A 20,016-nucleotide genomic window follows, 5' to 3' on the forward strand; every position below is an offset into this window, starting at 1 on the left:
GATCGGTGGCCCGGGCGGATCGGTGGCCCTTGCGGATCGGTGGTCGAGCGGGTTGGTGCTGGCGGAGCGGCCGGCGGTGCCGGTCAGTCTCGGGTCTGCATGCCGTGGCGGAGGTTGCGCAGCAGGCCGCCGGCGTCGGTGACCGACCGGCCCGGGAACATCGCCATCACCACGCTGCCGTGGTCGGCCCAGCCGCACACCGCGAAGTCTCCGCCCTCGCCGCTGGTGCTGCCACACTTCAGCACCCCGCCGAGATCACCCGCGGGCAGCTCCCGCAGACCGTTCACCGAACCGGTCTCGTCGGACATCAGGCGGAAGAGGCTGTCCAGGTCCCGTTCCGGCTGCCACAGCAGGGTGGTGCCCCCGAAGATGAGCACCGAGCGCTTGTCGTCGGCCGGGTCGCGGTAGACCGTGCCGAAACTGCGGTCCAGTTCGATGTTCGCCGCCAGGCCGCTGCGCAGATAGTCGGCCGTGCTCTTCGCCCGCTCGCTGTCGTCGCGGGTCAGACCCGCCACCCGATCGGGTGACGCCAATTGGGTGTCCTTCTGCTGCGCCACCCGCCACCCGCCGACACCAAGCACACCGGCACCGGCGAGACCAACCACCAGTGCGATGGTCCAACCGATCTTGCGGCGGCGTGACCAGCCGCTGGACCGCTCGTCGGGGTCGCCTCCGGAGTCGCGGGTGCTCAGCTGGATCGGCTCTTCGGTCAGCTCGACCGGCTCGCGGCCGCCGTCGCGCGACCGCTCGGTGAGATGTGCGTCGGACATAGCCGACACCGTACGCGAACGGCAGGTGGCGCACGTCAGGTCTGCGGAAGCCCTCCGTAGACTTGTCCGGTGACCGAGAGACTGGATGCCCGACGCCCCGACGCCCCGACCCTTGCCGGCCAGTACCAGCCCGGCGAGGTAGAGCAGCGACGGTACGAGCAGTGGGTAGCCGGCGGGCACTTCCGGGCCTCCGCCGACAGCGACAAGCCCCCCTTCACCATCGTCATCCCGCCGCCGAACGTCACCGGCTCGCTGCACATGGGCCACGCGTTCGAGCACACGCTGATGGACGCGTTGACCCGGCGTAAGCGGATGCAGGGCTTCGAAGCGCTGTGGCTGCCGGGCATGGACCACGCCGGCATCGCCACCCAGAACCTGGTCGAGCGTCAGCTCGCCGCCGAAGGGCTGTCCCGGCACGATCTCGGCCGGGAGAAGTTCGTCGAGCGGGTCTGGCAGTGGAAGGCCGAGTCCGGTGGTGCCATCCTCGGCCAGATGCGCCGCCTCGGCGACTCCGTCGACTGGGACCGCGAGCGCTTCACCATGGACGAGGGGCTGACTCGCGCCGTCCAGACGATCTTCAAGAAGCTCTTCGACGACGGCCTGATCTACCGGGCCAACCGGATCATCAACTGGTGTCCGCGCTGCCTCACGGCGCTCTCCGACATCGAGGTCGAGCACACCGAGGACGACGGCGAGCTGATCTCGATCCGCTACAGCGACGAGGTCGTGGTGGCCACCACCCGGGCCGAGACGATGCTCGGCGACACCGCAGTGGCGGTGCACCCCGACGACGAGCGCTACCAGCACCTGATCGGCACCGAGGTCGAGCTGCCGTTGACCGGCCGCCGGATCCCGATCGTCGCCGACGCGCACGTCGACCCGTCCTTCGGCACCGGCATGGTCAAGGTGACGCCGGCGCACGACCCGAACGACTTCGAGATCGGCCAGCGGCACGACCTGCCCGCGCTGACCGTGATGGACGAGCGCGGTGTGATCACCGTGCCCGGCCCGTTCGAGGGATTGGACCGGTTCGAGGCGCGGCCGGCGATCGTGGCGGCGCTGCGGGAGCAGGGCCGGATTGTCGCCGAGAAGCGCCCGTACGTGCACGCGGTCGGGCACTGCTCGCGGTGCAAGACCACCGTCGAGCCGCGGCTGTCGCTGCAGTGGTTCGTGAACACCGCCCCGCTGGCCCAGGCCGCGGGTGACGCGGTGCGCGACGGTCGGGTGCGCATCGAGCCGGCCGAGCTGGCCAAGCGCTACTTCGCCTGGGTCGACAACATGCACGACTGGTGCATCTCCCGCCAGCTGTGGTGGGGGCACCGCATCCCGGTCTGGTACGGCCCGGCGGGTGAAATCGTCTGCGTCGGCCCCGACGAGGCGCCGCCGACCGGCGAGGGCTGGCACCAGGACGAGGATGTCCTGGACACCTGGTTCTCCAGCGGTCTGTGGCCGTTCTCCACCCTGGGCTGGCCCGAGCAGACCCCGGACCTGGCGAAGTTCTACCCGACCAGTGTGCTGGTCACCGGGTACGACATCCTGTTCTTCTGGGTCGCCCGGATGATGATGTTCGGCCTCTACGCGATGGACGGCCGGCCGCCCTTCGACGTGGTCGCGCTGCACGGCATGGTCCGCGACCAGTTCGGCAAGAAGATGTCGAAGTCGTTCGGCAACGTGGTCGACCCGCTGGACTGGATCGACCGGTACGGCGCCGACGCCACCCGGTTCACCCTGGCGCGGGGCGCGAACCCCGGCCAGGACGTCCCCGTCAGTGAGGAGTGGTGCCAGGGCTCCCGCAACTTCTGCAACAAGCTCTGGAACGCCACCCGGTTCGCCCTGATGAACGGCGCGCACACCACGGGCGACCTGCCCCCCACCGAGCAGCTCTCCACCGTCGACCGGTGGATCCTGTCCCGGTTGGCGCACGTCACCGCAGAGGTCGACGAGCAGTTCGAGGCGTACGAGTTCGCCAAGGTGTGCGACCTGCTGTACCACTTCGCCTGGGACGACGTCTGTGACTGGTACGTCGAGCTGAGCAAGCCGGTACTCGCCGAGGGCGGTGAGCGCGCGGAGGCCAGCCGCCGGGTGCTCGGGCACGTGCTCGACCAGCTGCTGCGGCTGCTGCACCCGGTCATCCCGTTCGTCACCGAGGAGCTGTGGCTCGCGCTGACCGGCGGCGAGACGGTGCAGGCCGCCGCCTGGCCGGTGGCCGACCGGTCGCTGGTCGACGACGCCGCCGAGGCCGAGCTGGTCGGCGTGCAGCGGGTGGTCACCGAGATCCGCCGGTTCCGTTCCGACCAGGGGCTGCGCCCCACGCAGCGGGTGGCTGCCCGCCTGGACGGGCTGTCCGGCGCGGGTATCGCTGCCCACGAGCCGCTGATCCGTTCGCTGGTCCGGTTGGATCCGGCCGGTGACGACTTCCAGGCCAGCGCCACGTTGGCCATGCCCGGCGCGGTCGGTGTCGCGTTGGACACCCGGGGGTCGATCGACGTGGCCGCCGAGCGGGCCCGGCTGACGAAGGACCGCGCGGCAGCCGAGAAGGAGGTCGCGCAGGCCCGGGCGAAGCTCGACAACCCTGCCTTCATCGGCAAGGCCCCCGAGCCGGTGGTCGCGAAGATCCGCGACAGGCTCGCCACCGCCGAGGCCGACCTGGTCCGGATCGACGCTGCTCTGGAGACACTGCCCTCGTGACCGACCGTACCGATTTCGCCGCCGTCGAAGCCGAGCTGAACGCCCGTGGCTTCACCCGCATGGTCTTCGAGCTGGACCGGATCGAGTCGCTGCTCGATCTGCTCGGCAGCCCGCAGCGGGCGTACCCGGCGATCCACCTGACCGGCACCAACGGCAAGACCTCCACCGCGCGGATGATCGACTCGCTGTTGCGGGCGCACGGGCTGCACACCGGGCGGTACACCAGTCCGCACCTGGAGACCGTCCGGGAGCGGATCAGCCTGGACGGGGAACCGGTCAGCGAGGAACGGTTCGCGTCGGTGTACCGGGAGATCAAGCCGCTGGCCGAGCTGGTCGACGCGCGGTCGGACGAGCCGCTGACGTACTTCGACATGACCACCGCGCTGGCTTTCGCCACCTTCGCCGACGCGCCGGTCGACATCGCGGTGGTGGAGGTGGGCCTCGGTGGGGCCGAGGACGCCACAAACGTTCTCCAGGCCGGGGTCTGTGTGATCACCCCCATCGGGTTGGACCACACCGAGTGGCTCGGTGACACGATCCAGGACATCGCGTTGGCCAAGGCCGGCATCATCCACCCGGGGGCCACCGTGATCTCGGCGGCCCAGGAGGAGGAGGCCGCTGGTCCCCTCCTCGAGCGCTGCGCCGAGGTCGGGGCCACCATCGCCCGGGAGGGCGGCGAGTTCGGCGTACTGGGTCGGGCGGTCGCCGTCGGCGGTCAGGTGCTCACCCTCCAGGGGCTGGGTGGCGTGTACGACGACGTGTTCATTCCGCTGCACGGTGCCCACCAGGCGCAGAACGCGGCCATGGCGCTCGCTGCCGTGGAGGCGTTCCTGGGTGCGGGGGCTCGACGTCAGCTGGACATCGAGGCGGTCCGGGAGGGCTTCGCCTCGACCAGTTCCCCGGGTCGGCTGGAGCGGGTTCGTAACGCCCCGACCATCCTGTTGGACGGTGCGCACAATCCGCACGGCATGAAGGCCACCGTCACCGCGCTCCAGGAGGAGTTCGCGTTCAGCAAGCTGGTGGCCGTGATCGGCGTACTGGCCGACAAGGACGCCGAAGCGCTGCTGGAGCTGCTGGAGCCGGTGGTCGACCAGGTGGTGGTCACCCGCAACAGCTCGCCACGGGCGATGCCGACGGAGGAACTCGCCGCGCTGGCCGCCGAGATCTTCGGCGATGAGCGGGTGGACTCGGCCGAGGAGATGCCGGACGCCATCGAGTTGGCGGTGGCGTTGGCCGAGGAGGACGTCCCCGGTGAGCTGAGCGGGGTCGGGGTGCTGGTCACGGGGTCCGTGGTGACGGTCGCCGACGCGCGCCGGCTGCTGAAGCGATGACCAGCCCGGAGCGGGACCCGCACCCCACCGACGACCCGACCGGCCCGCCGGTCGAGCAACCGGTGGGGGAGGAGCCCACGGCCGGGCAGCCGCGACGCTCCGGGTTGCGTAACCCGGAGCGGGCGGTACGCGGGCTCGGCGCTGGCACGCTCAGCCTGGAGGCGCTGGTGCTGTTGCTGGCGATCCAACCGATCCGGGTGGTCGGCGGTGACCTCGGCGGCGCCGCGATCGGTGCGGTGGTGGCACTGGCGGTGGCCGCCGTGGTGCTCGCCGGCATGATGCGTCGCCAGTGGGCCTGGAACGCGGGCACCGTGCTCCAGGGCCTGCTGTTGCTGGGCGGCCTGCTGCACTGGTCGCTGCTCGGGCTGGGCATCATCTTCGCCCTGGTCTGGGCGTACGCGTTGCACGTTCGCCGCGTCATTCTCGGCTGACGCCGGACCCGGCCGGCGCCGGCCGAAGGCGGGCCGGGTCAGGCGTCGGCGCGTTCGCGCCACTGGGTGAGTGCGACGCCGTGGCCGTCCGGGTCGCGGAAGGCCGCGGCCCACACCTCCAGCTTGGTGCCCCGGTTGACCACCCGGGGCGCGTACGTGAAGCGGACGCCCGACTCGCGCAACCGCTCGTACGCCGCCTCGATGTCGCTCACCTCAAGGTTGACGTGCACGAGTCGGCGGCTGATGGGCGCCGCCCCGGTCACCTCGCGCAGCACGATCCGGGTCGTCCCGGAGGCCAGGACGGCGTTGTGGGCTCCCTGGTCGACCTCGCTGAAGCCGAGCACGTCGCGGTAGAAGCCGAGCGACCGGGGCAGGTCGGTGACCAGCAGGGTGAGGCCCACTCCGCTGATCGGCGCGGCCGGGTCCGTGGCCGAGCCGGCGTCGAACCCGAAGATCGCCTGGTCCAGTTCCTCGTCGGTCACGGTCGCGCGTGCGGCCCCGGCCGGGGAGGGATCGTCCAGCGGAAGATCGAGTGGGTCCAGCGGGTCGGCCGCGCCCGGGCCGGACCGCTGCGCCGGCGGCGGGTCGAAGCGCTGCGCGCTGGGCTGCTCGACGGGGTCCTCGGCGGGCGGGGCGGTCGTGCCGCCCTCCTCCGAAGCGTCGAACCGGTCGGCGGCGGGCTCGTCGAAGCGCTCCTCGGCGGGCGGGCGCGGTGCCGGAGTGGTCGCCCGCCGGGGCAGCCCACCGGACTGCGGCTCGACGACGACGCCCTCCAACACCACCGGACCACCCGGGCTCTGGTGCATCACCACGGGCTCGCGCTCCTCCGGCATGACGCCCGGGTCGTCGCGCCGGAGGTCGTCGCGGGAGGGTTCGGTGCGCAGTGGGTCACCGAGCGGGTCGCGGAACGGATCACCGGCCGGGTCCCGGAACGGGTCACCGACCGGGTCCCGGAACGGGTCACCGGCCGGGTCGCGGAAGTCGTCGTCCGGTGCGCGGTCGGCCCACGGCGGCGCGTCCTGCTGGATCAACAGATCGTCCATCGCCTCCGCGTCGGCGAACTCCGGCGGAAGATCGGCGACGGCAGCGGCGGTCTCGGCATGGGTCGGCACCTCGTCCCAGAGGACCTTGACGTGCCGCTGGTCGTCCAACGCGACCCGGATCGGCAGGGTCTGGCCCAGCGACGGCCACTTGGAGACCGGCACCCTCGGCTCAATGATCTTCTTGGACCGCGGCGGCAGACCGGGGGCGTCAATCACCAGTTGCAGTTCGCAGCGGCCGAACGCGTACTGGGTGGGTGGTTCGGAGGCGCTGTGCACGTGCCCGACGCCGACGACCCACGTGCGACCGCCGCCGCGTACGGTCGCCAGCGCGATCGCCAGCACCAGCAGGGCGACCCCGAGAGCCACGATGGCCCAACTCGTCATGCCGAGCCCGAACAGGACGACGAACGTGGCCACGGTGCCCAGCACCGCGCCGATCAGCTTGCGTACCGGCGCGATGGGTCGGTTCCCGCCATTCGCCACAGTGGACCTCCCGGGGTCAGGACCAGGCTAGGCCGGATCGGCCACCGGGGGAAAGACCGGCCGCCGCGCCGGCGCCGGGACCGGGTCGCTAGGCTGACCGTACCGATCCCGAGCGTTCAGCGCGTACAGGAGGAACCCAGCGTGTCCAGCAACAGCCCGGATGAGCGCAGCCTCGTTCTGATCAAGCCCGACGCGGTTCGCCGCGGCCTGGTCGGCGAGGTCCTCTCCCGCTTCGAGCGCAAGGGGCTGCGGATCGACGCGATGGCGCACCGGACGATGGATGCCGCGCTCGCGGACGAGCACTACGCCGAGCACGTCGACAAGGCGTTCTACCCGCCGCTGAAGGACTTCATGACCGGCGGCCCGCTGGTCGCCCTGGTGCTCTCCGGCGACCAGGTCATCGACGTGGTCCGCGGGCTGGTCGGCGCCACCGACGGACGCAAGGCCGCCGCCGGCACCATCCGGGGTGACCTGTCGCTGTCCAACCGGGAGAACCTGGTGCACGCCTCCGACTCGACGGACAGCGCCAAGCGCGAGATCGCGCTCTGGTTCCCCGAGCTGGGCTGACGCCCACCGGCCCGGGGGTCGACCGACGACGTCCGGGTTCAGCCGACCGCCGGCACCTTCGCCGGGTTGCCGACCACGTAGATCCCGGTGATCCGTCCGTCGGCCGCGGCGATGGTCAGCGTGTACCGACTGCCGTCCGCGCGGCTGATCAGCATCGCCGGTTCCCCGTTGAGCTCGACCGGATCCATCGCCACTCGGTGACGCGGGCCGTAGACCCCGGCGTAGAACCGGGCGATCCGGTCCGCGCCGGTGACCGGGTTGAGGGCGGCCCGCGCCCGACCGCCGCCGTCGTTCCACGCGGTGGCGTCGGCGGCCACCAGGTCGGTGAGCCTCGCCAGGTCACCGTCGCGGGCGGCGGCGAGGAACGCGTCCAGCAGCCGCTCCCGCTCCGGGCGGCTGGCGGTGAACCGACGCTGCTCCTGCCGTACCCGCGCGGTCGCCCGGTGGTACAGCTGCCGGCAGTCGGGGACGGACCGGTCCAGGATCTCGGCGATCTCCGCGTACGGCAGGTCGAAGGCCGTGTGCAGGACGTACACCGCCCGCTCCGGCGGGGTGAGCCGCTCCAGGACGTGTAGCAACGCGGTGGAGAGCGAGTCGCGTAGCTCCACCCGGTCCAACGGCCCGAACGGCGAGGGCGCGGTCGGCACCGGCTCGGGCAGCCACGTCCCGACGTACGTCTCACGGGCCGCCTGCCGGGCGCGCAGCCGGTCCAGGGCCAACCGGGTGACCACCCTGGACAGGTACCGGCGCGGCTCCTCGACCTGGGCCCGGTCCACACCCAGCCAGCGCAGGTACGCCTCCTGGAGCACGTCCTCCGCGTCGTGCCGGCTGCCGAGCAGGCGGTACGCGAGCCCAAGCAGCATCGGCCGGTGCGCCTCGAGCGCACCGGCCGCCTCCGCTGCCGCCTCGGTGGTCACGCCTGGGCCGGAGGCTCCAGCCGCATCGTCACCCCGATCCGATTCCACACGTTGATTGTGGCAATCGCGATGACGAGGTCGGCCAGTTCCTTCTCCGACCAGACCTTCGCGGCGTCATTCCACACGTCGTCCGGCACCCCGTGCTCGCCGAGCCGGGTGACCGCGTCGGTGAGGGCCAGCGCGGCCCGCTCCCGCTCGTCGAAGAAGGGCGCCTCCCGCCAGGTGGAGACCGCGAACAGCCGCTGGCTCGACTCGCCGCCGGCGAGCGCGTCCCGGCTGTGCATGTCCACGCAGTACGCGCACCCGTTGATCATCGACGCCCGCAGCTTCACCAGTTCCAGCACGGTGCGGTCGACGTTCGTCTGGACGTACTTCTCCAACCCCATGACGGCCTTGTACGCCTGCGGTGCGACCTCGGCCGGGTTCATCCGTTGCATGACTACCTCCTGAATCGGTCCGACGCCGATACGACGGGTGGGCCGGGCCGGTCGTGACAACACCGGCTGTGATCCCGCTCATGCCGCCGAGGTGGCCGGGGTGGGCCCTGGTCGGGTTCGCCGTCACTCGAAGACGTGGCGGTGGGCGCGTCGAGTATCGTTTAACTCCGTAAGGCGATGACCCGGCCATCACCGGTGAGCCTCCGGAAGAACAGTCGGGCAACCGGCCCAGTAGAACCGGACGGGTGCGGCCCGTCACAGCCGACACAATGAGCGGGCGGTCGATCCTGACCGCCAAGCGGGGTGGTACCGCGGGCCACCCGGGAGCGCCGTTTGAGGCGTACCCCGGAAGGTTCGTCCTCGCAGTCCCACGTTGAGTGACTGCACGAGGAGAGCGACCCCCGATGGCCTATCCGTTGCACGACCCGACCGCCGCCGGTGTGCCGGCGAGCCCGGACCTGCCCGCGGTCGAGCGCCGGGTGCTGGAGCACTGGACGGCCGACAAGACCTTCGAGGCCAGCATCGAGGCCCGGCCCGCCGGCACGGACGGCAAGAACGAGTACGTCTTCTACGACGGCCCGCCGTTCGCCAACGGCCTGCCCCACTACGGTCACCTCTTCACCGGCTACGTCAAGGACGTGGTGCCGCGCTACCAGACCATGCGTGGCCGGCACGTCGAGCGGCGCTTCGGCTGGGACTGCCACGGCCTGCCCGCCGAGGTGGTGGCCGAGAAGCAGCTCGGCATCACCAGCAAGGCGGAGATCATCGACCTGGGCGTGGACCGGTTCAACGAGGCCTGCCGTACCTCGGTGCTGGAGTTCACCCAGGACTGGGAGCGGTACATCAACCGGCAGGCCCGCTGGGTCGACTTCACCAACGACTACAAGACCCTCGACCTGGACTACATGGAAAGCGTCATGTGGGCCTTCAAGACCCTGCACGACAAGGGTCTGATCTACGAGGGCTTCCGGGTGCTGGCGTACTGCTGGCGCTGTGAGACGCCGCTGTCGAACACCGAGACCCGGATGGACGACGTCTACCGGGACCGGCACGACCCCACCCTGTCGGTGTGGTTCGAGCTGACCGCCGACGAGTCCGCGCCGGAGCTGGTGCGCGGGCCGGTCAAGCTGGGCGTCTGGACCACCACGCCGTGGACCCTGCCGTCGAACCTGGCGCTCGCCGTCGGGCCCGACATCGAGTACGCGGTGCTCGAACGTGACGGCGACCGCTACCTGGTGGGGGCGGCGCGGCTGGCCGCGTACGCCAAGGAGCTGGAGGGCTACGAGCAGGTCGGCACGGTGTACGGCCGGGACCTGGCCGGACGCCGCTACACGCCGCTGTTCGACTTCCTCGTCGAGCAGGCCGGGGAGAACGCCTACCAGGTGCTCGGCGCGGAGTTCGTCACCACCGAGGACGGCACCGGGATCGTGCACCTGGCCCCGGCCTTCGGTGAGGACGACCAGAACGTCTGCAACGCCGCCGGCATCCCCACCATCGTCACGGTGGACGACCACACCCGGTTCACCGCGCTGGTCCCGCCGTACCAGGGTGAGCAGGTCTTCGACGTCAACAAGCCGGTGATCCGGGAGCTGAAGGACCGGGGGGTGGTGCTCAAGCAGGACACCTACACCCACTCGTACCCGCACTGCTGGCGTTGCGACACCCCGCTGGTCTACAAGGCGGTGTCGTCGTGGTTCGTCGCGGTGACGCAGTTCCGGGACCGGATGGTCGAGCTGAACCAGGAGATCAACTGGACGCCCGGCCACATCAAGGACGGTTCGTTCGGCAAGTGGCTGGCAAACGCCCGGGACTGGTCGATCAGCCGGAACCGGTTCTGGGGCTCGCCGATCCCGGCGTGGAAGTCCGACGACCCGAACTACCCGCGCCTGGACGTCTACGGTTCGCTGGCCGACATCGAGCGGGACTTCGGCGTACGCCTGACCGACCTGCACCGGCCGGCGGTGGACGACCTGGTCCGCCCCAACCCGGACGACCCGACCGGGCAGTCGATGATGCGCCGGGTGCCGGAGGTGCTGGACTGCTGGTTCGAGTCCGGGTCGATGCCGTTCGCCCAGGTGCACTACCCGTTCGAGAACGCCGACTGGTTCGAGCACCACTACCCGGGTGACTTCATCGTCGAGTACATCGGGCAGACCCGCGGCTGGTTCTACACGATGCACGTGCTGGCCACCGCGCTGTTCGACCGGCCGGCGTTCCGCAACTGCCTGAGCCACGGCATCCTGCTCGGCTCGGACGGGCGCAAGATGTCCAAGAGCCTGCGCAACTACCCGGACGTCTACCACGTCTTCGACGCGTACGGCTCGGACGCGATGCGCTGGATGCTGATGTCCTCGCCGGTGCTGCGCGGTGGGGACATGGCGGTCACCGAGGCGGGCATCCGCGACGCTGTCCGGCAGGTGCTGCTGCCGCTGTGGAACGTGTGGTATTTCTTCACGCTCTACGCCAACGCCGACGGGTATCAGGCGCGGCGTCGCACCGACTCCACCCACCTGCTCGACCGGTACGTACTGGCGAAGACGAACGAGCTGGTGTCCACGGTCGGCGCGCAGATGGACGCGTACGACATCTCCGGTGCCTGCGCCACCGTCCGGTCCTACCTGGACGCGTTGACCAACTGGTACGTGCGCCGGTCCCGGGACCGGTTCTGGTCCGGTGACGCCAACGCCTTCGACACCCTGTCGACGGTGCTGGAGACCCTCTGCCGGGTGGTGGCGCCGCTCGCGCCGCTGACGGCTGAGGAGATCTGGCGTGGCCTGACCGGGGAGCGTTCGGTGCACCTGACCGACTGGCCGGAGGCGAGCGAGTTCCCGGCCGACCACGACCTGGTCGCCGCGATGGACAACGTGCGGGCGGTCGCCTCGGCGGCGCTGTCGCTGCGCAAGGCCAAGGGGCTGCGGGTGCGGCTGCCGCTGTCGAAGCTGACCGTGGCCTCGCCGGCCGCGGAGCAGCTGCGGCCGTTCGCCGACCTGGTCGCCGACGAGGTCAACGTGAAGGCTGTGGAGTTCAGCGCGGAGCTGTCCGAGTACTGCCAGCAGGTGCTGACCGTGGTGCCCCGCGCGCTGGGCCCGCGGGTCGGCAAGCAGGTGCAGCAGGTGATCAAGGCGGTCAAGGCGGGCGAGTGGGAGCTGGTCGACGGCGCCCCGGTCGCCGCCGGGGTCACCCTGGCCGAGGGCGAGTACGAGCTGCGGCTCATCGCCGCCGACGCGGAGCACTCCGCGCCGCTGCCCGGCGGTGAGGGCGTCGTCGTGCTGGACACCGAGGTCACGCAGGAGTTGGCCGCCGAAGGGCTGGCCCGCGACGTGGTGCGGGTGGTGCAGCAGGCCCGCCGGGACGCCGACCTGGACGTCTCGGACCGGATCGTGGTGTCGGTGTCGGCGTCCGACGAGGTACGCGCGGCGGTGTCCGCGTACGTCGACTTCGTCTCCGCGGAGGTGCTGGCCGACTCGGTGGACTTCGTCGAGGGCCCGGGCGGCTCCGCCGTCGAGGGTCAGAACGGCTCCGCCGTCGAGAGCCTGGAGGGCTTCACTGGCGAGGTCGGCGATGGTGAGCGGGTAACGGTGGTCGTCCGCCGGGTATAACGGACCATCGTCAGGGTGCGGGCGCCTCACCACCTCCGTCCGCGAGGTGTGGAGGCGTCCGCTACCGTGACACCGCCTGTTCGCACCTGATCTGCCGGAGGACCAGTGCCCCTGCTCTACACCATCGGCAAGCTCACCGTGGCGCCCACGCTGCGGTTGGCGTTCCGCCCGACCGTGGAGGGGCTGGAACACGTGCCGGAGATCGGTGGCGCGGTCTTCGCCGGTAACCACCTCTCGGTGGCCGACGAGTTGTTCCTCGGCACGGTCGTGCCCCGGCACCTGGCGTTCTGGGCCAAGTCGGAATATTTCAAGGGCACCGGCGTGAAGGGTGCGATCTCCAAGTTCGTCCTCACCGGCCTGGGTGCGATCCCGGTCGAGCGGGCGGGTGGCCGGGCGGCGCTGTCCGCGTTCGACGCGGCGATCCCGGCGCTCAAGGGCGGTGACCTGGTGGTGGTCTACCCGGAGGGCACCCGCTCGCCGGACGGCAAGCTCTACCGGGGGCGGACCGGCGCGGCCCGGCTGGCGATCTCGGCCGGCGTGCCGATCATTCCGGTCGGCATGATCGGCACCGACAAGGCGCAGCCGATCGGTGCCCGGGTGCCCCGGCCGGGCACTGCCAAGATCACGGTTCGATTCGGCAAGCCGCTGGACTTCACCGGCCGACCGGACGACCGCACCTCGCTGCGGCAGATGACCGACGAGCTGATGAGTGAGATCCAGAAGCTCACCGGCCAGGAGTACGTGCCCCGCTACGCCCCGCCGCGCGCCCACCCGGACCCGACCCGCGAGGCCTGACCCCGCCGGCCTGCACCCTGCCCGGGCGGCCGGGGTGCGGATCACCGCAGCCCGGCCGCCCGGGGTGCGGCTCAGCCCCGCTCGGGTTGGACGATCTGGGCGCGCAGGGTGCCCAGCAGTTCGGCACTGTCGGCGACGGAGAGTCGGGTGAACACGCCGGTGGCGATGCTGCCGTGGTCGACCGACGTGCAGACCACCACGGCACTGCCGTCGGCGCTACCCACCGCGCACCGTTCGTGCCTGCCCCGCACACCGGTGTCCACGCTCTCCGGGGCATCCAACGCGTACCGCTCGGTGAGCCGGCTGATCTCGGCCTCCGCGTCCGACTCCGGGCTCAGCCGGAAGCCGGTGCCGCCGAAGACCGTCACCCGCTTGCCGCTCGTCGTGGCGTAGACGCCAGCGAACGTGTCCTCGGCCAGCCAGTGCTCCTTGCGTACCTCGCCCTCCAACTTCTTGGCGGTCTCCGTGCTGCGGCTGTCCTGTCGCAGGCTGAGGTCTTCCACCTGGACGGGCAGCGCCACGCGCGCCGGGTACTGGGCCGAGATCGGGAACCCGTAGTAGGCGGGGCAGCCACAGCAGCAGGCCAGGGTGAGCAGCAGCAGCCACGGCCAGCGGCGTCGTCGGCGGACCGGTACCGGCACGTAGCCCTTGGGGGCCTGCCAACCGGGCGGCGGTGATGGCGGCGGCGCGGTGGACCGTCGACCCCGGCGCTGCTTCGGCACGTTCGGCGGCGCGGGTGGTGCGGGTGGCGACATCGGCCGGGCCGGAACCATGGGTCCGATGGCCCGCGGTGCGCTCGCGGCAGCCGGCGGCGGCACCGGGTACGGCCCGGCCGGGGAAGCTGGCGGCCCGGACCACTGCCGGGTGTCCGGCGGCGTCGGATACGAAATCGTGGGCGGCAGCGGGGGCAGTTCGGCGGAGGGCAGGTCCCAGCCGCCGGTGTCCACGCTGGCCCAGGGGTCGACCGGGGTCTGGTGCTCCGGCGGCCCGACGGCCACCGGCGGGGGAGGGGTCGGCTCGGCCGACTCGCCCCAGACGGGTCGGCGGGGCAGCGGCGGTGGCACCGGGGCCGAACCGCTCCACCTGGGCGCCGGGACCTCCGCGGTCGCGGCAGGCTCCGGCTGGTCCGGGGGTTCCGGCTGGTCCGAGGTGTCCGAGGGTTCCGGCTGGTCCGAGGGTTCCGGCTGGTCCGGGGGTACGGGTGGGGAGGTCGGCTCGTCGGCGACCGCCCGGTCCCGCTCCGGCTCCGCGCCCGGCGTGCTCCCGTCGGCCGGCCGTGCTCCCGGCTGGGGCTCCGGCATCGCGGCAATCTCCTCTCGCGCCGACCCGAGGTTAGTACCGCGCCGCCACCACCGCCGATCGGGCGTGCGCGCGATCGCCGCCGGACGAACGCGTACCCTTGGGCATCATGAGTGCCCCGTCCACGACGCCGCGCGCGGCCGCGACCAACTCTCGCGACGACTCCAGCTCGGCCCGTCTGACGCCGCGCCGCGACCTGGAGCCGTCGGTCTGGCCCCAGCTCGAGCCGCTGCTACCCCAGGTCTCCAAGCCCATCCAGTACGTCGGGGGCGAGTTGGGTGCGGTGACGAAGGACTGGGACGCGGCGACCGTGCGTTGGGCGCTGATGTATCCCGACGCCTACGAGGTGGGCCTGCCCAACCAGGGCGTGCAGATCCTCTACGAGGTGCTCAACGAGCTGCCCGACACCCTCGCCGAGCGGACGTACGCGGTCTGGCCGGACCTGGAGACGCTGATGCGCAAGCACGGCGTGCCGCAGTTCACAGTCGACGCGCACCGGGCGGTGCGCGGGTTCGACGTGTTCGGCATCTCCTTCTCCACCGAGCTGGGTTACACCAACATGCTCACCGCGATCGACCTGGCCGGCATCCCGATGCTGGCCGCCGACCGCACCGACGCCGACCCGGTGATCGTGGCTGGCGGGCACGCCGCGTTCAACCCGGAGCCGATCGCCGACTTCATCGACGCCGCGGTGCTCGGCGACGGCGAGGAGGCGGTCCTGGAGATCACCGCGATCGTCCGGGAGTGGAAGGCCGAGGGCTCGCCGGGCGGCCGCGACGAGCTGCTGCTGCGGCTGGCCCGCACCGAGAGCGTCTACGTGCCGCGCTTCTACGACGTCGACTACCTGCCGGACGGCCGGATCCAGCGGGTCGTACCGAACCGGGCGGACGTGCCGTTCCGGGTGCACAAGCGCACGACGATGGACCTGGACGCCTGGCCGTACCCGAAGAAGCCCCTTGTTCCGCTGGCCGAGACGGTGCACGAGCGGTACGCGGTGGAGATCTTCCGGGGCTGCACCCGGGGTTGCCGGTTCTGCCAGGCCGGGATGATCACCCGCCCGGTGCGCGAACGGTCCATCACCACTGTCGCGCAGATGGTCCGCGAGGGCCTTGAGTTCTCCGGCTTCTCCGAGGTCGGCCTGCTGTCGCTCTCCTCGGCGGACCACTCCGAGATCGGCGACATGTGCTCGGGCCTCGCCCAGCAGTACGAGGGCACGAACGTCTCACTGTCGCTGCCCTCGACCCGGGTGGACGCCTTCAACATCGACCTCGCGCAGGAGCTTTCCCGCAACGGGCGGCGTACCGGCCTGACCTTTGCCCCGGAGGGCGGGTCGGAGCGGATCCGCAAGGTCATCAACAAGATGGTGTCGAAGGAAGACCTGATCCGTACGGTCGTCACCGCGTACACCAACGGGTGGCGGCAGGTGAAGCTCTACTTCATGTGCGGCCTGCCCACCGAGACCGACGAGGACGTCCTCGAGATCGCCGAGATGGCCCACGAGGTGATCAGGGCTGGCCGGGCCGCGACCGGCTCCAAGGACATCCGCTGCACCGTTTCCATCGGCGGGTTCGTGCCGAAGCCGCACACCCCGTTCCAGTGGGCCGCGATGGACCGTCCGGAGGTCATCGACCACCGGCTCAAGATCCTCAAGCAGGCCATCAACGCGGACCGCTCGCTGGGTCGGGCCATCGGCTACCGCTACCACGACGGTGAGCCGTCCCTCATCGAAGGGCTGCTCTCCAGGGGTGACCGCCGGGTCGGTTCGGTCATCCGCAAGGTCTGGGAGAACGGCGGCCGGTTCGACGGGTGGAGCGAGCACTTCTCGTACCAGCGCTGGGTGGACGCGGCGGCCGAGACGCTGCCCGCGTTCGGGGTGGACCTCGACTGGTACACCACCCGTCAGCGCGAGGAGCTCGAGGTCCTGCCCTGGGACCACCTCGACTCGGGCCTGGACAAGGACTGGCTCTGGCAGGACTGGCAGGACTCGTTCAGCGAGTTCGAGCAGGACGACTGCCGGTGGACGCCCTGCTTCGACTGCGGCGTCTGCCCATCGATGGACACCGAGATCCAGATCGGCCCCACCGGCAAGAAGCTGCTGCCGCTCACTCCGCTGGGTGGCAACGGCATGAAGGTCCCGTCGGGCCACTCGCACTCGCACCCCTGACCGCTCTGCCTTCGGGCAGCGCCGGCTGGCGGTGACCCACTACCCTCCACATCCGACATGTCGCCCAACGGGTCCGCGTCTCGCGGGCCCGTTGGCGTTTGTTCGGGGTCGGCCGCACGGTGGCCCGGCACCGAACCTTCCGCGAGATCGGCCGCCATCTGTACCACGTGCTGGTGGCTGGGGCTGCCCCGACTAGGCCAGACTCGATACGCTGCGTCTGACATGGACCGACCCGGCGGGTCGGGGACGGGGGAGGAATCGCATGGGTAGCATCCCGCCGCCGAGCATCGGCGATCTGCAAGTCAGCGTCGAGGACCTGGACGCCGCCGCCACGTACGTCGAGCGGCTCAGGCAGTACATCGACGACACCATCAAGTACGAGATGGAACGCATCAAGACGCGGATGAAGGGCGACAGCAACAACGCCCAGACCGTCCCGAACGGCACCCCGTTCGGCGCCTACGAGGACGCCGTCATGCAGTGGCGGGCCCTGGAGACGTCCACGGCGAACATGGAAGCGCACCTCACGACGCTCTCCCAGAAGCTCACCGCGCTCAAGGAGGGCACCGAGGAGATCGCCAAGGCGTTCCGCGACACCGAGGCGCGCAACGGCGCCAACGGCAAGGAGATCGAGCGTCTGCTGGAGTCGGCGGCGCCGCCGCCCACTGCCAGTGGTGCACCCACCTACCCGTACACGGCCTGAGGGGGACGTCATGGCTGGAGGAACCTGGGAGCGGTGCGTCCGCGAGGTGACGCTCTCCGCGGACCCGGAGACGGTCGGATCGGTCGGAGCGGGCTGGAGCAATCTCTCCAGCGGCCTGCAACAACTGCGGGACGCGCTCGTCGGTCGATCGTTCGTCGGCCCGATCGCAACCGGCCAGGAACGCCCGCACGTCGGCGGTCTGCCGGGGATGCTCGCCGGTTGGAAGGGCAGCGGTGGTGACGCTTACCGCGAGCACCTGGGCAAGATCGGCAAGCAGATCGAGGATCTGATCACCGACGCGACGAACGTCAGTGGCGCGTTGACGCGGATCGAGGGCGACATCCGCAAGTCGGTCTCCACGATCCCGATCCCGCTGATGGACGACTTCGGCTTCAACGAGTGGAGCCTGCCCAACGGCACCGAGCTCGACGATGCCCGCGACGGCGAGAGCTCGTCGGGGTTTCTCGCCGCGCTGCGCAAGGACTACCAGAGCAACCCCGGCTCGTATGCCGACGGCGCGTTCCGTGACAAGGCCGACGACCTGGAAGCGACGATGAAGGTCGACGGCCAGGCCGGCGACCAGAAGCGGGGCGGCTGGTGGGACACCGGAGCCCACCTGGACAACTGGTACCGGGACAACCAGAACGCGGCGAACAGCGCGATGGCGCCGCTGCCCCAGGCGGTCTACACGGAGCGCCCCAAGCTCACCGTCAACGGCCCGGATGCCGGAGCCGCGGTCAACGACATCACTCGTGACACCCGGGTTCCGCCAACGGGGCGACCCGACATCGGTGGTGGCGACTTCGGCGGGAAGCCCGACATCGGTGGTGGCGGCCCCACGATCGGCAGCAGGCCGCCGAGCATCGGCGAAACGGGCGGTCCGACGTCCACAGTGGACCCGTTTTCCCCGACCAAGCCCGGTGGGATCGGCGAGGGCTCGCCCACCGGCGGCACCGGTCAGCTCACACCCCCGTCAACGAGCTCCAGCTACCCGGGCTACGACTCTGGCTACAGCAGCGGTCTGGCCGGTGCCAGCCCGAGCGGCGTCGGTGGCCTGGGCGGTGGCATCGGTGGTGGCGGTCTCGGTGGCGCCGGCGGTGGGTTCGGAGGCGGTGCCGGCGTCGGCTCGGCCGGCGGAATCGGCGGCGGTGCCGGCGGTGGCCTGGGCGGTGGTGCCGGGATCGGCGTGGGCGGCATCCCCGGCATGGTGGGTGGCGGCAACGGAAAGCTGCCGCCGATGACGAGCGCGGCGAACGCGTTGCGCACCGCCCAGGCCGCCGGTGGCGCCGGGATGGCGGGCGGCGCGCGTGGTGCGGGCGTCGGCGGCGCCGGAATGATGGGCGGCGGCATGATGGGCGGCGCGGGTGGCGCCGGGCACGGTGGCAGCACCGGCTCCGAGCACTCGTCGTGGTTGACTGAGGATGACGATCCGTGGGGCCCTGGTGACGGGGCGTCCCCGGGTGTCCTTCGATGAGGATGGACGGATGAGGGTGAACGTCGGAAGCCTCCGGTCGGTAGTCGCCTGTCTGCTGGCGGGTTTCCTGGTGGTGGGGGCCGCTCAACCGGCGGCCGCCGCGCCCCGACGGGCCGAGCAGTGGTATCTGGACGAGCTCCGGATCGACCAGGTGCACAAGATCTCGACCGGGCGGGGCGTGGTCGTGGCCGTGATCGACAGTGGCGTCGAGGCCAGCCACCCGGATTTGCGCGGTCAGGTGCTTCCCGGTGGTCGCAGCTACGGCGCCTCCGGAGACGGCCGGTCCGACGACGACGGACACGGCACGCACATGGCCGGCATCATCGCGGCGAAACCCAGCCGCGACGGGGTGGACGGCATTGCCCCCGGCGCGAAGATCCTGCCCATCAAGATGCGCAAGGACGACGGGGTCTACAGGGGCGCGGGGATCGCCCGGGGCATCCGGATGGCCGTCGACGGCGGCGCCAAGGTGATCAACATTTCCATTAGTGGCCCGGGCCTCGCCAACCCGGTGGAGCGGGACGCGATCAAGTACGCGTTGGACCGTGACGTCGTGGTGGTCGCCTCCGCCGGAAACACCGCCAAGGGCCACGTCGCGGTCGGAACCCCGGCCAACACCCCCGGTGTGGTCGCGGTGACCGGGACGACCAAGGGCGGAGCGTTCTGGTCCGGCTCCGTCCAGGGGCCGGAGGCGGTGGTCGCTGCTCCCGGCGACAGCGTTTACAACGTCACCAATGAGGGGGGCTACGGGTGGGGTGACGGCACCTCCGACTCCGGTGCGATCGTCTCCGCTCTGGCCGCGTTGATCCGGGCCAAGTACCCCGACCTCAACGCTCCGAGCGTGATCAACCGGATCATTCGGACCGCGCGGGACGCGGGTCCGTCCGGGCGAGATCCGCAGTACGGCTTCGGGGTGATCGACCCGATGAAGGCGCTGACCGCGAACGTGCCGGCGGTCACCGCCAACCCGCTGCTCGACCCGGCCGCGGCGCCGGTCGACCCGGGCTCGACTGCCCGTGCCGCGGGTCCGGACGAGGAGTTCGACGTCACCCAGCACGGCGACCGCGGTGGCCCCACCGACCAGCAGGTCATGGTGGTCGGCATCGGCATCGCCGTGGTGCTGGTGTTGCTGCTGGGTCTGGTGGTCTTCCTCATCTGGAACCGCCGTCGGTACCGGCGGGAGGCGGCCCGGGCCGCCGACATCCCGGACGAGGTGCTCGACCGGGCGGCCCAGGTCGCGTACCCGTCGCCTGACGCGGGTTACGCCCCACCGCCGGGCTACCCGGCCCCACCCGGCCACGCCCCTCCTGCCGGG

At 71.1% G+C, this 20,016-nt stretch carries 15 protein-coding genes; 10 read left to right on the forward strand and 5 right to left on the reverse strand.

Annotated features, from left to right (window positions below):
- Positions 1-83 precede the first annotated feature (83 nt).
- Entirely contained in the window at positions 84-770 is a 687-nt protein-coding gene (locus DLJ58_RS24360) for a hypothetical protein (RefSeq protein WP_124859627.1), read from the reverse strand.
- Positions 771-839: 69 nt separating this feature from the next.
- On the opposite strand from DLJ58_RS24360, the gene DLJ58_RS24365 reads away from it, so the two are divergent.
- From DLJ58_RS24365 to DLJ58_RS24375, 3 genes are read left to right on the forward strand one after another with little or no spacing between them, the layout of a single operon-like run.
- Complete coding sequence (locus DLJ58_RS24365; RefSeq protein ID WP_112586026.1) at positions 840-3,458, forward strand: valine--tRNA ligase; 2,619 nt, start codon at positions 840-842, stop codon at positions 3,456-3,458.
- On the forward strand, positions 3,455-4,789 hold the full coding sequence (locus DLJ58_RS24370; RefSeq protein WP_124859629.1) for a bifunctional folylpolyglutamate synthase/dihydrofolate synthase: 1,335 nt from the start codon (positions 3,455-3,457) through the stop codon (positions 4,787-4,789). The genes DLJ58_RS24365 and DLJ58_RS24370 overlap by 4 nt, the downstream gene beginning before the upstream one ends.
- Positions 4,786-5,220 carry a DUF4233 domain-containing protein gene (locus DLJ58_RS24375; protein ID WP_124859631.1) on the forward strand — a complete coding sequence of 145 codons (435 nt, stop codon included), beginning with the start codon at positions 4,786-4,788 and terminating at the stop codon, positions 5,218-5,220. Before DLJ58_RS24370 ends, DLJ58_RS24375 begins: the two co-directional genes overlap by 4 nt.
- Before the next feature lie 38 nt (positions 5,221-5,258).
- On the opposite strand, the gene DLJ58_RS24380 is transcribed toward DLJ58_RS24375, so the two are convergent.
- Positions 5,259-6,746, reverse strand: a complete 1,488-nt coding sequence (locus tag DLJ58_RS24380; RefSeq protein WP_124859633.1) for a VOC family protein — start codon at positions 6,744-6,746, stop codon at positions 5,259-5,261.
- A gap of 141 nt (positions 6,747-6,887) precedes the next feature.
- Between DLJ58_RS24380 and ndk the strand changes: the two genes are divergently transcribed.
- Positions 6,888-7,313: a nucleoside-diphosphate kinase gene (gene ndk / locus DLJ58_RS24385; protein ID WP_088949743.1), complete on the forward strand. Its 426-nt coding sequence runs from the start codon at positions 6,888-6,890 to the stop codon at positions 7,311-7,313.
- Between the two features lie 38 nt (positions 7,314-7,351).
- On the opposite strand, the gene sigJ is transcribed toward ndk, so the two are convergent.
- A complete protein-coding gene (sigJ, locus tag DLJ58_RS24390; protein ID WP_124859635.1) occupies positions 7,352-8,230 on the reverse strand; it encodes an RNA polymerase sigma factor SigJ in 879 nt (292 codons plus the stop codon).
- A complete protein-coding gene (locus tag DLJ58_RS24395) occupies positions 8,227-8,667 on the reverse strand; it encodes a carboxymuconolactone decarboxylase family protein (protein WP_124859637.1) in 441 nt (146 codons plus the stop codon). Before DLJ58_RS24395 ends, sigJ begins: the two co-directional genes overlap by 4 nt.
- Positions 8,668-9,071: 404 nt before the next feature.
- On the opposite strand from DLJ58_RS24395, the gene ileS reads away from it, so the two are divergent.
- Entirely contained in the window at positions 9,072-12,266 is a 3,195-nt protein-coding gene (ileS, locus tag DLJ58_RS24405; RefSeq protein WP_124859639.1) for an isoleucine--tRNA ligase, read from the forward strand.
- Positions 12,267-12,371: 105 nt separating this feature from the next.
- Positions 12,372-13,061 carry a lysophospholipid acyltransferase family protein gene (locus DLJ58_RS24410; RefSeq protein ID WP_124859641.1) on the forward strand — a complete coding sequence of 230 codons (690 nt, stop codon included), beginning with the start codon at positions 12,372-12,374 and terminating at the stop codon, positions 13,059-13,061.
- Positions 13,062-13,132: 71 nt separating this feature from the next.
- On the opposite strand, the gene DLJ58_RS34670 is transcribed toward DLJ58_RS24410, so the two are convergent.
- Positions 13,133-14,362, reverse strand: coding sequence for a hypothetical protein (locus tag DLJ58_RS34670; RefSeq protein ID WP_244219109.1), 1,230 nt, complete (start codon positions 14,360-14,362; stop codon positions 13,133-13,135).
- Between the two features lie 107 nt (positions 14,363-14,469).
- Here DLJ58_RS34670 and DLJ58_RS24420 point away from each other — a divergent pair, with 107 nt between their 5' ends.
- The 4 genes from DLJ58_RS24420 to mycP all read left to right on the forward strand — a co-directional run.
- Positions 14,470-16,524: a TIGR03960 family B12-binding radical SAM protein gene (locus tag DLJ58_RS24420; RefSeq protein ID WP_124859643.1), complete on the forward strand. Its 2,055-nt coding sequence runs from the start codon at positions 14,470-14,472 to the stop codon at positions 16,522-16,524.
- A 262-nt stretch (positions 16,525-16,786) separates the two neighbouring features.
- Positions 16,787-17,227: a hypothetical protein gene (locus DLJ58_RS24425; RefSeq protein ID WP_124859645.1), complete on the forward strand. Its 441-nt coding sequence runs from the start codon at positions 16,787-16,789 to the stop codon at positions 17,225-17,227.
- Positions 17,228-17,237: 10 nt separating this feature from the next.
- Positions 17,238-18,701 carry a WXG100 family type VII secretion target gene (locus DLJ58_RS24430; protein WP_124859647.1) on the forward strand — a complete coding sequence of 488 codons (1,464 nt, stop codon included), beginning with the start codon at positions 17,238-17,240 and terminating at the stop codon, positions 18,699-18,701.
- A gap of 10 nt (positions 18,702-18,711) precedes the next feature.
- A partial coding sequence (mycP, locus tag DLJ58_RS24435; protein ID WP_124859649.1) for a type VII secretion-associated serine protease mycosin occupies positions 18,712-20,016 on the forward strand: 1,305 nt, incomplete at its 3' end.

The sequence above is a fragment of the Micromonospora arida genome (assembly GCF_003857035.1).
In the GTDB taxonomy this organism is placed as follows: domain Bacteria; phylum Actinomycetota; class Actinomycetes; order Mycobacteriales; family Micromonosporaceae; genus Micromonospora; species Micromonospora arida.

Coding starts and splice junctions, on each gene's coding strand:
- DLJ58_RS34670 (WP_244219109.1), bottom strand. CDS start 14,362: ATGCCGGAGCCCCAGCCGGGAGCACGGCCGGCCGACGGGAGCACGCCG.
- ileS (WP_124859639.1), top strand. CDS start 9,072: ATGGCCTATCCGTTGCACGACCCGACCGCCGCCGGTGTGCCGGCGAGC.
- DLJ58_RS24360 (WP_124859627.1), bottom strand. CDS start 770: ATGTCCGACGCACATCTCACCGAGCGGTCGCGCGACGGCGGCCGCGAG.
- DLJ58_RS24430 (WP_124859647.1), top strand. CDS start 17,238: ATGGCTGGAGGAACCTGGGAGCGGTGCGTCCGCGAGGTGACGCTCTCC.
- DLJ58_RS24375 (WP_124859631.1), top strand. CDS start 4,786: ATGACCAGCCCGGAGCGGGACCCGCACCCCACCGACGACCCGACCGGC.
- DLJ58_RS24420 (WP_124859643.1), top strand. CDS start 14,470: ATGAGTGCCCCGTCCACGACGCCGCGCGCGGCCGCGACCAACTCTCGC.
- DLJ58_RS24425 (WP_124859645.1), top strand. CDS start 16,787: ATGGGTAGCATCCCGCCGCCGAGCATCGGCGATCTGCAAGTCAGCGTC.
- DLJ58_RS24395 (WP_124859637.1), bottom strand. CDS start 8,667: ATGCAACGGATGAACCCGGCCGAGGTCGCACCGCAGGCGTACAAGGCC.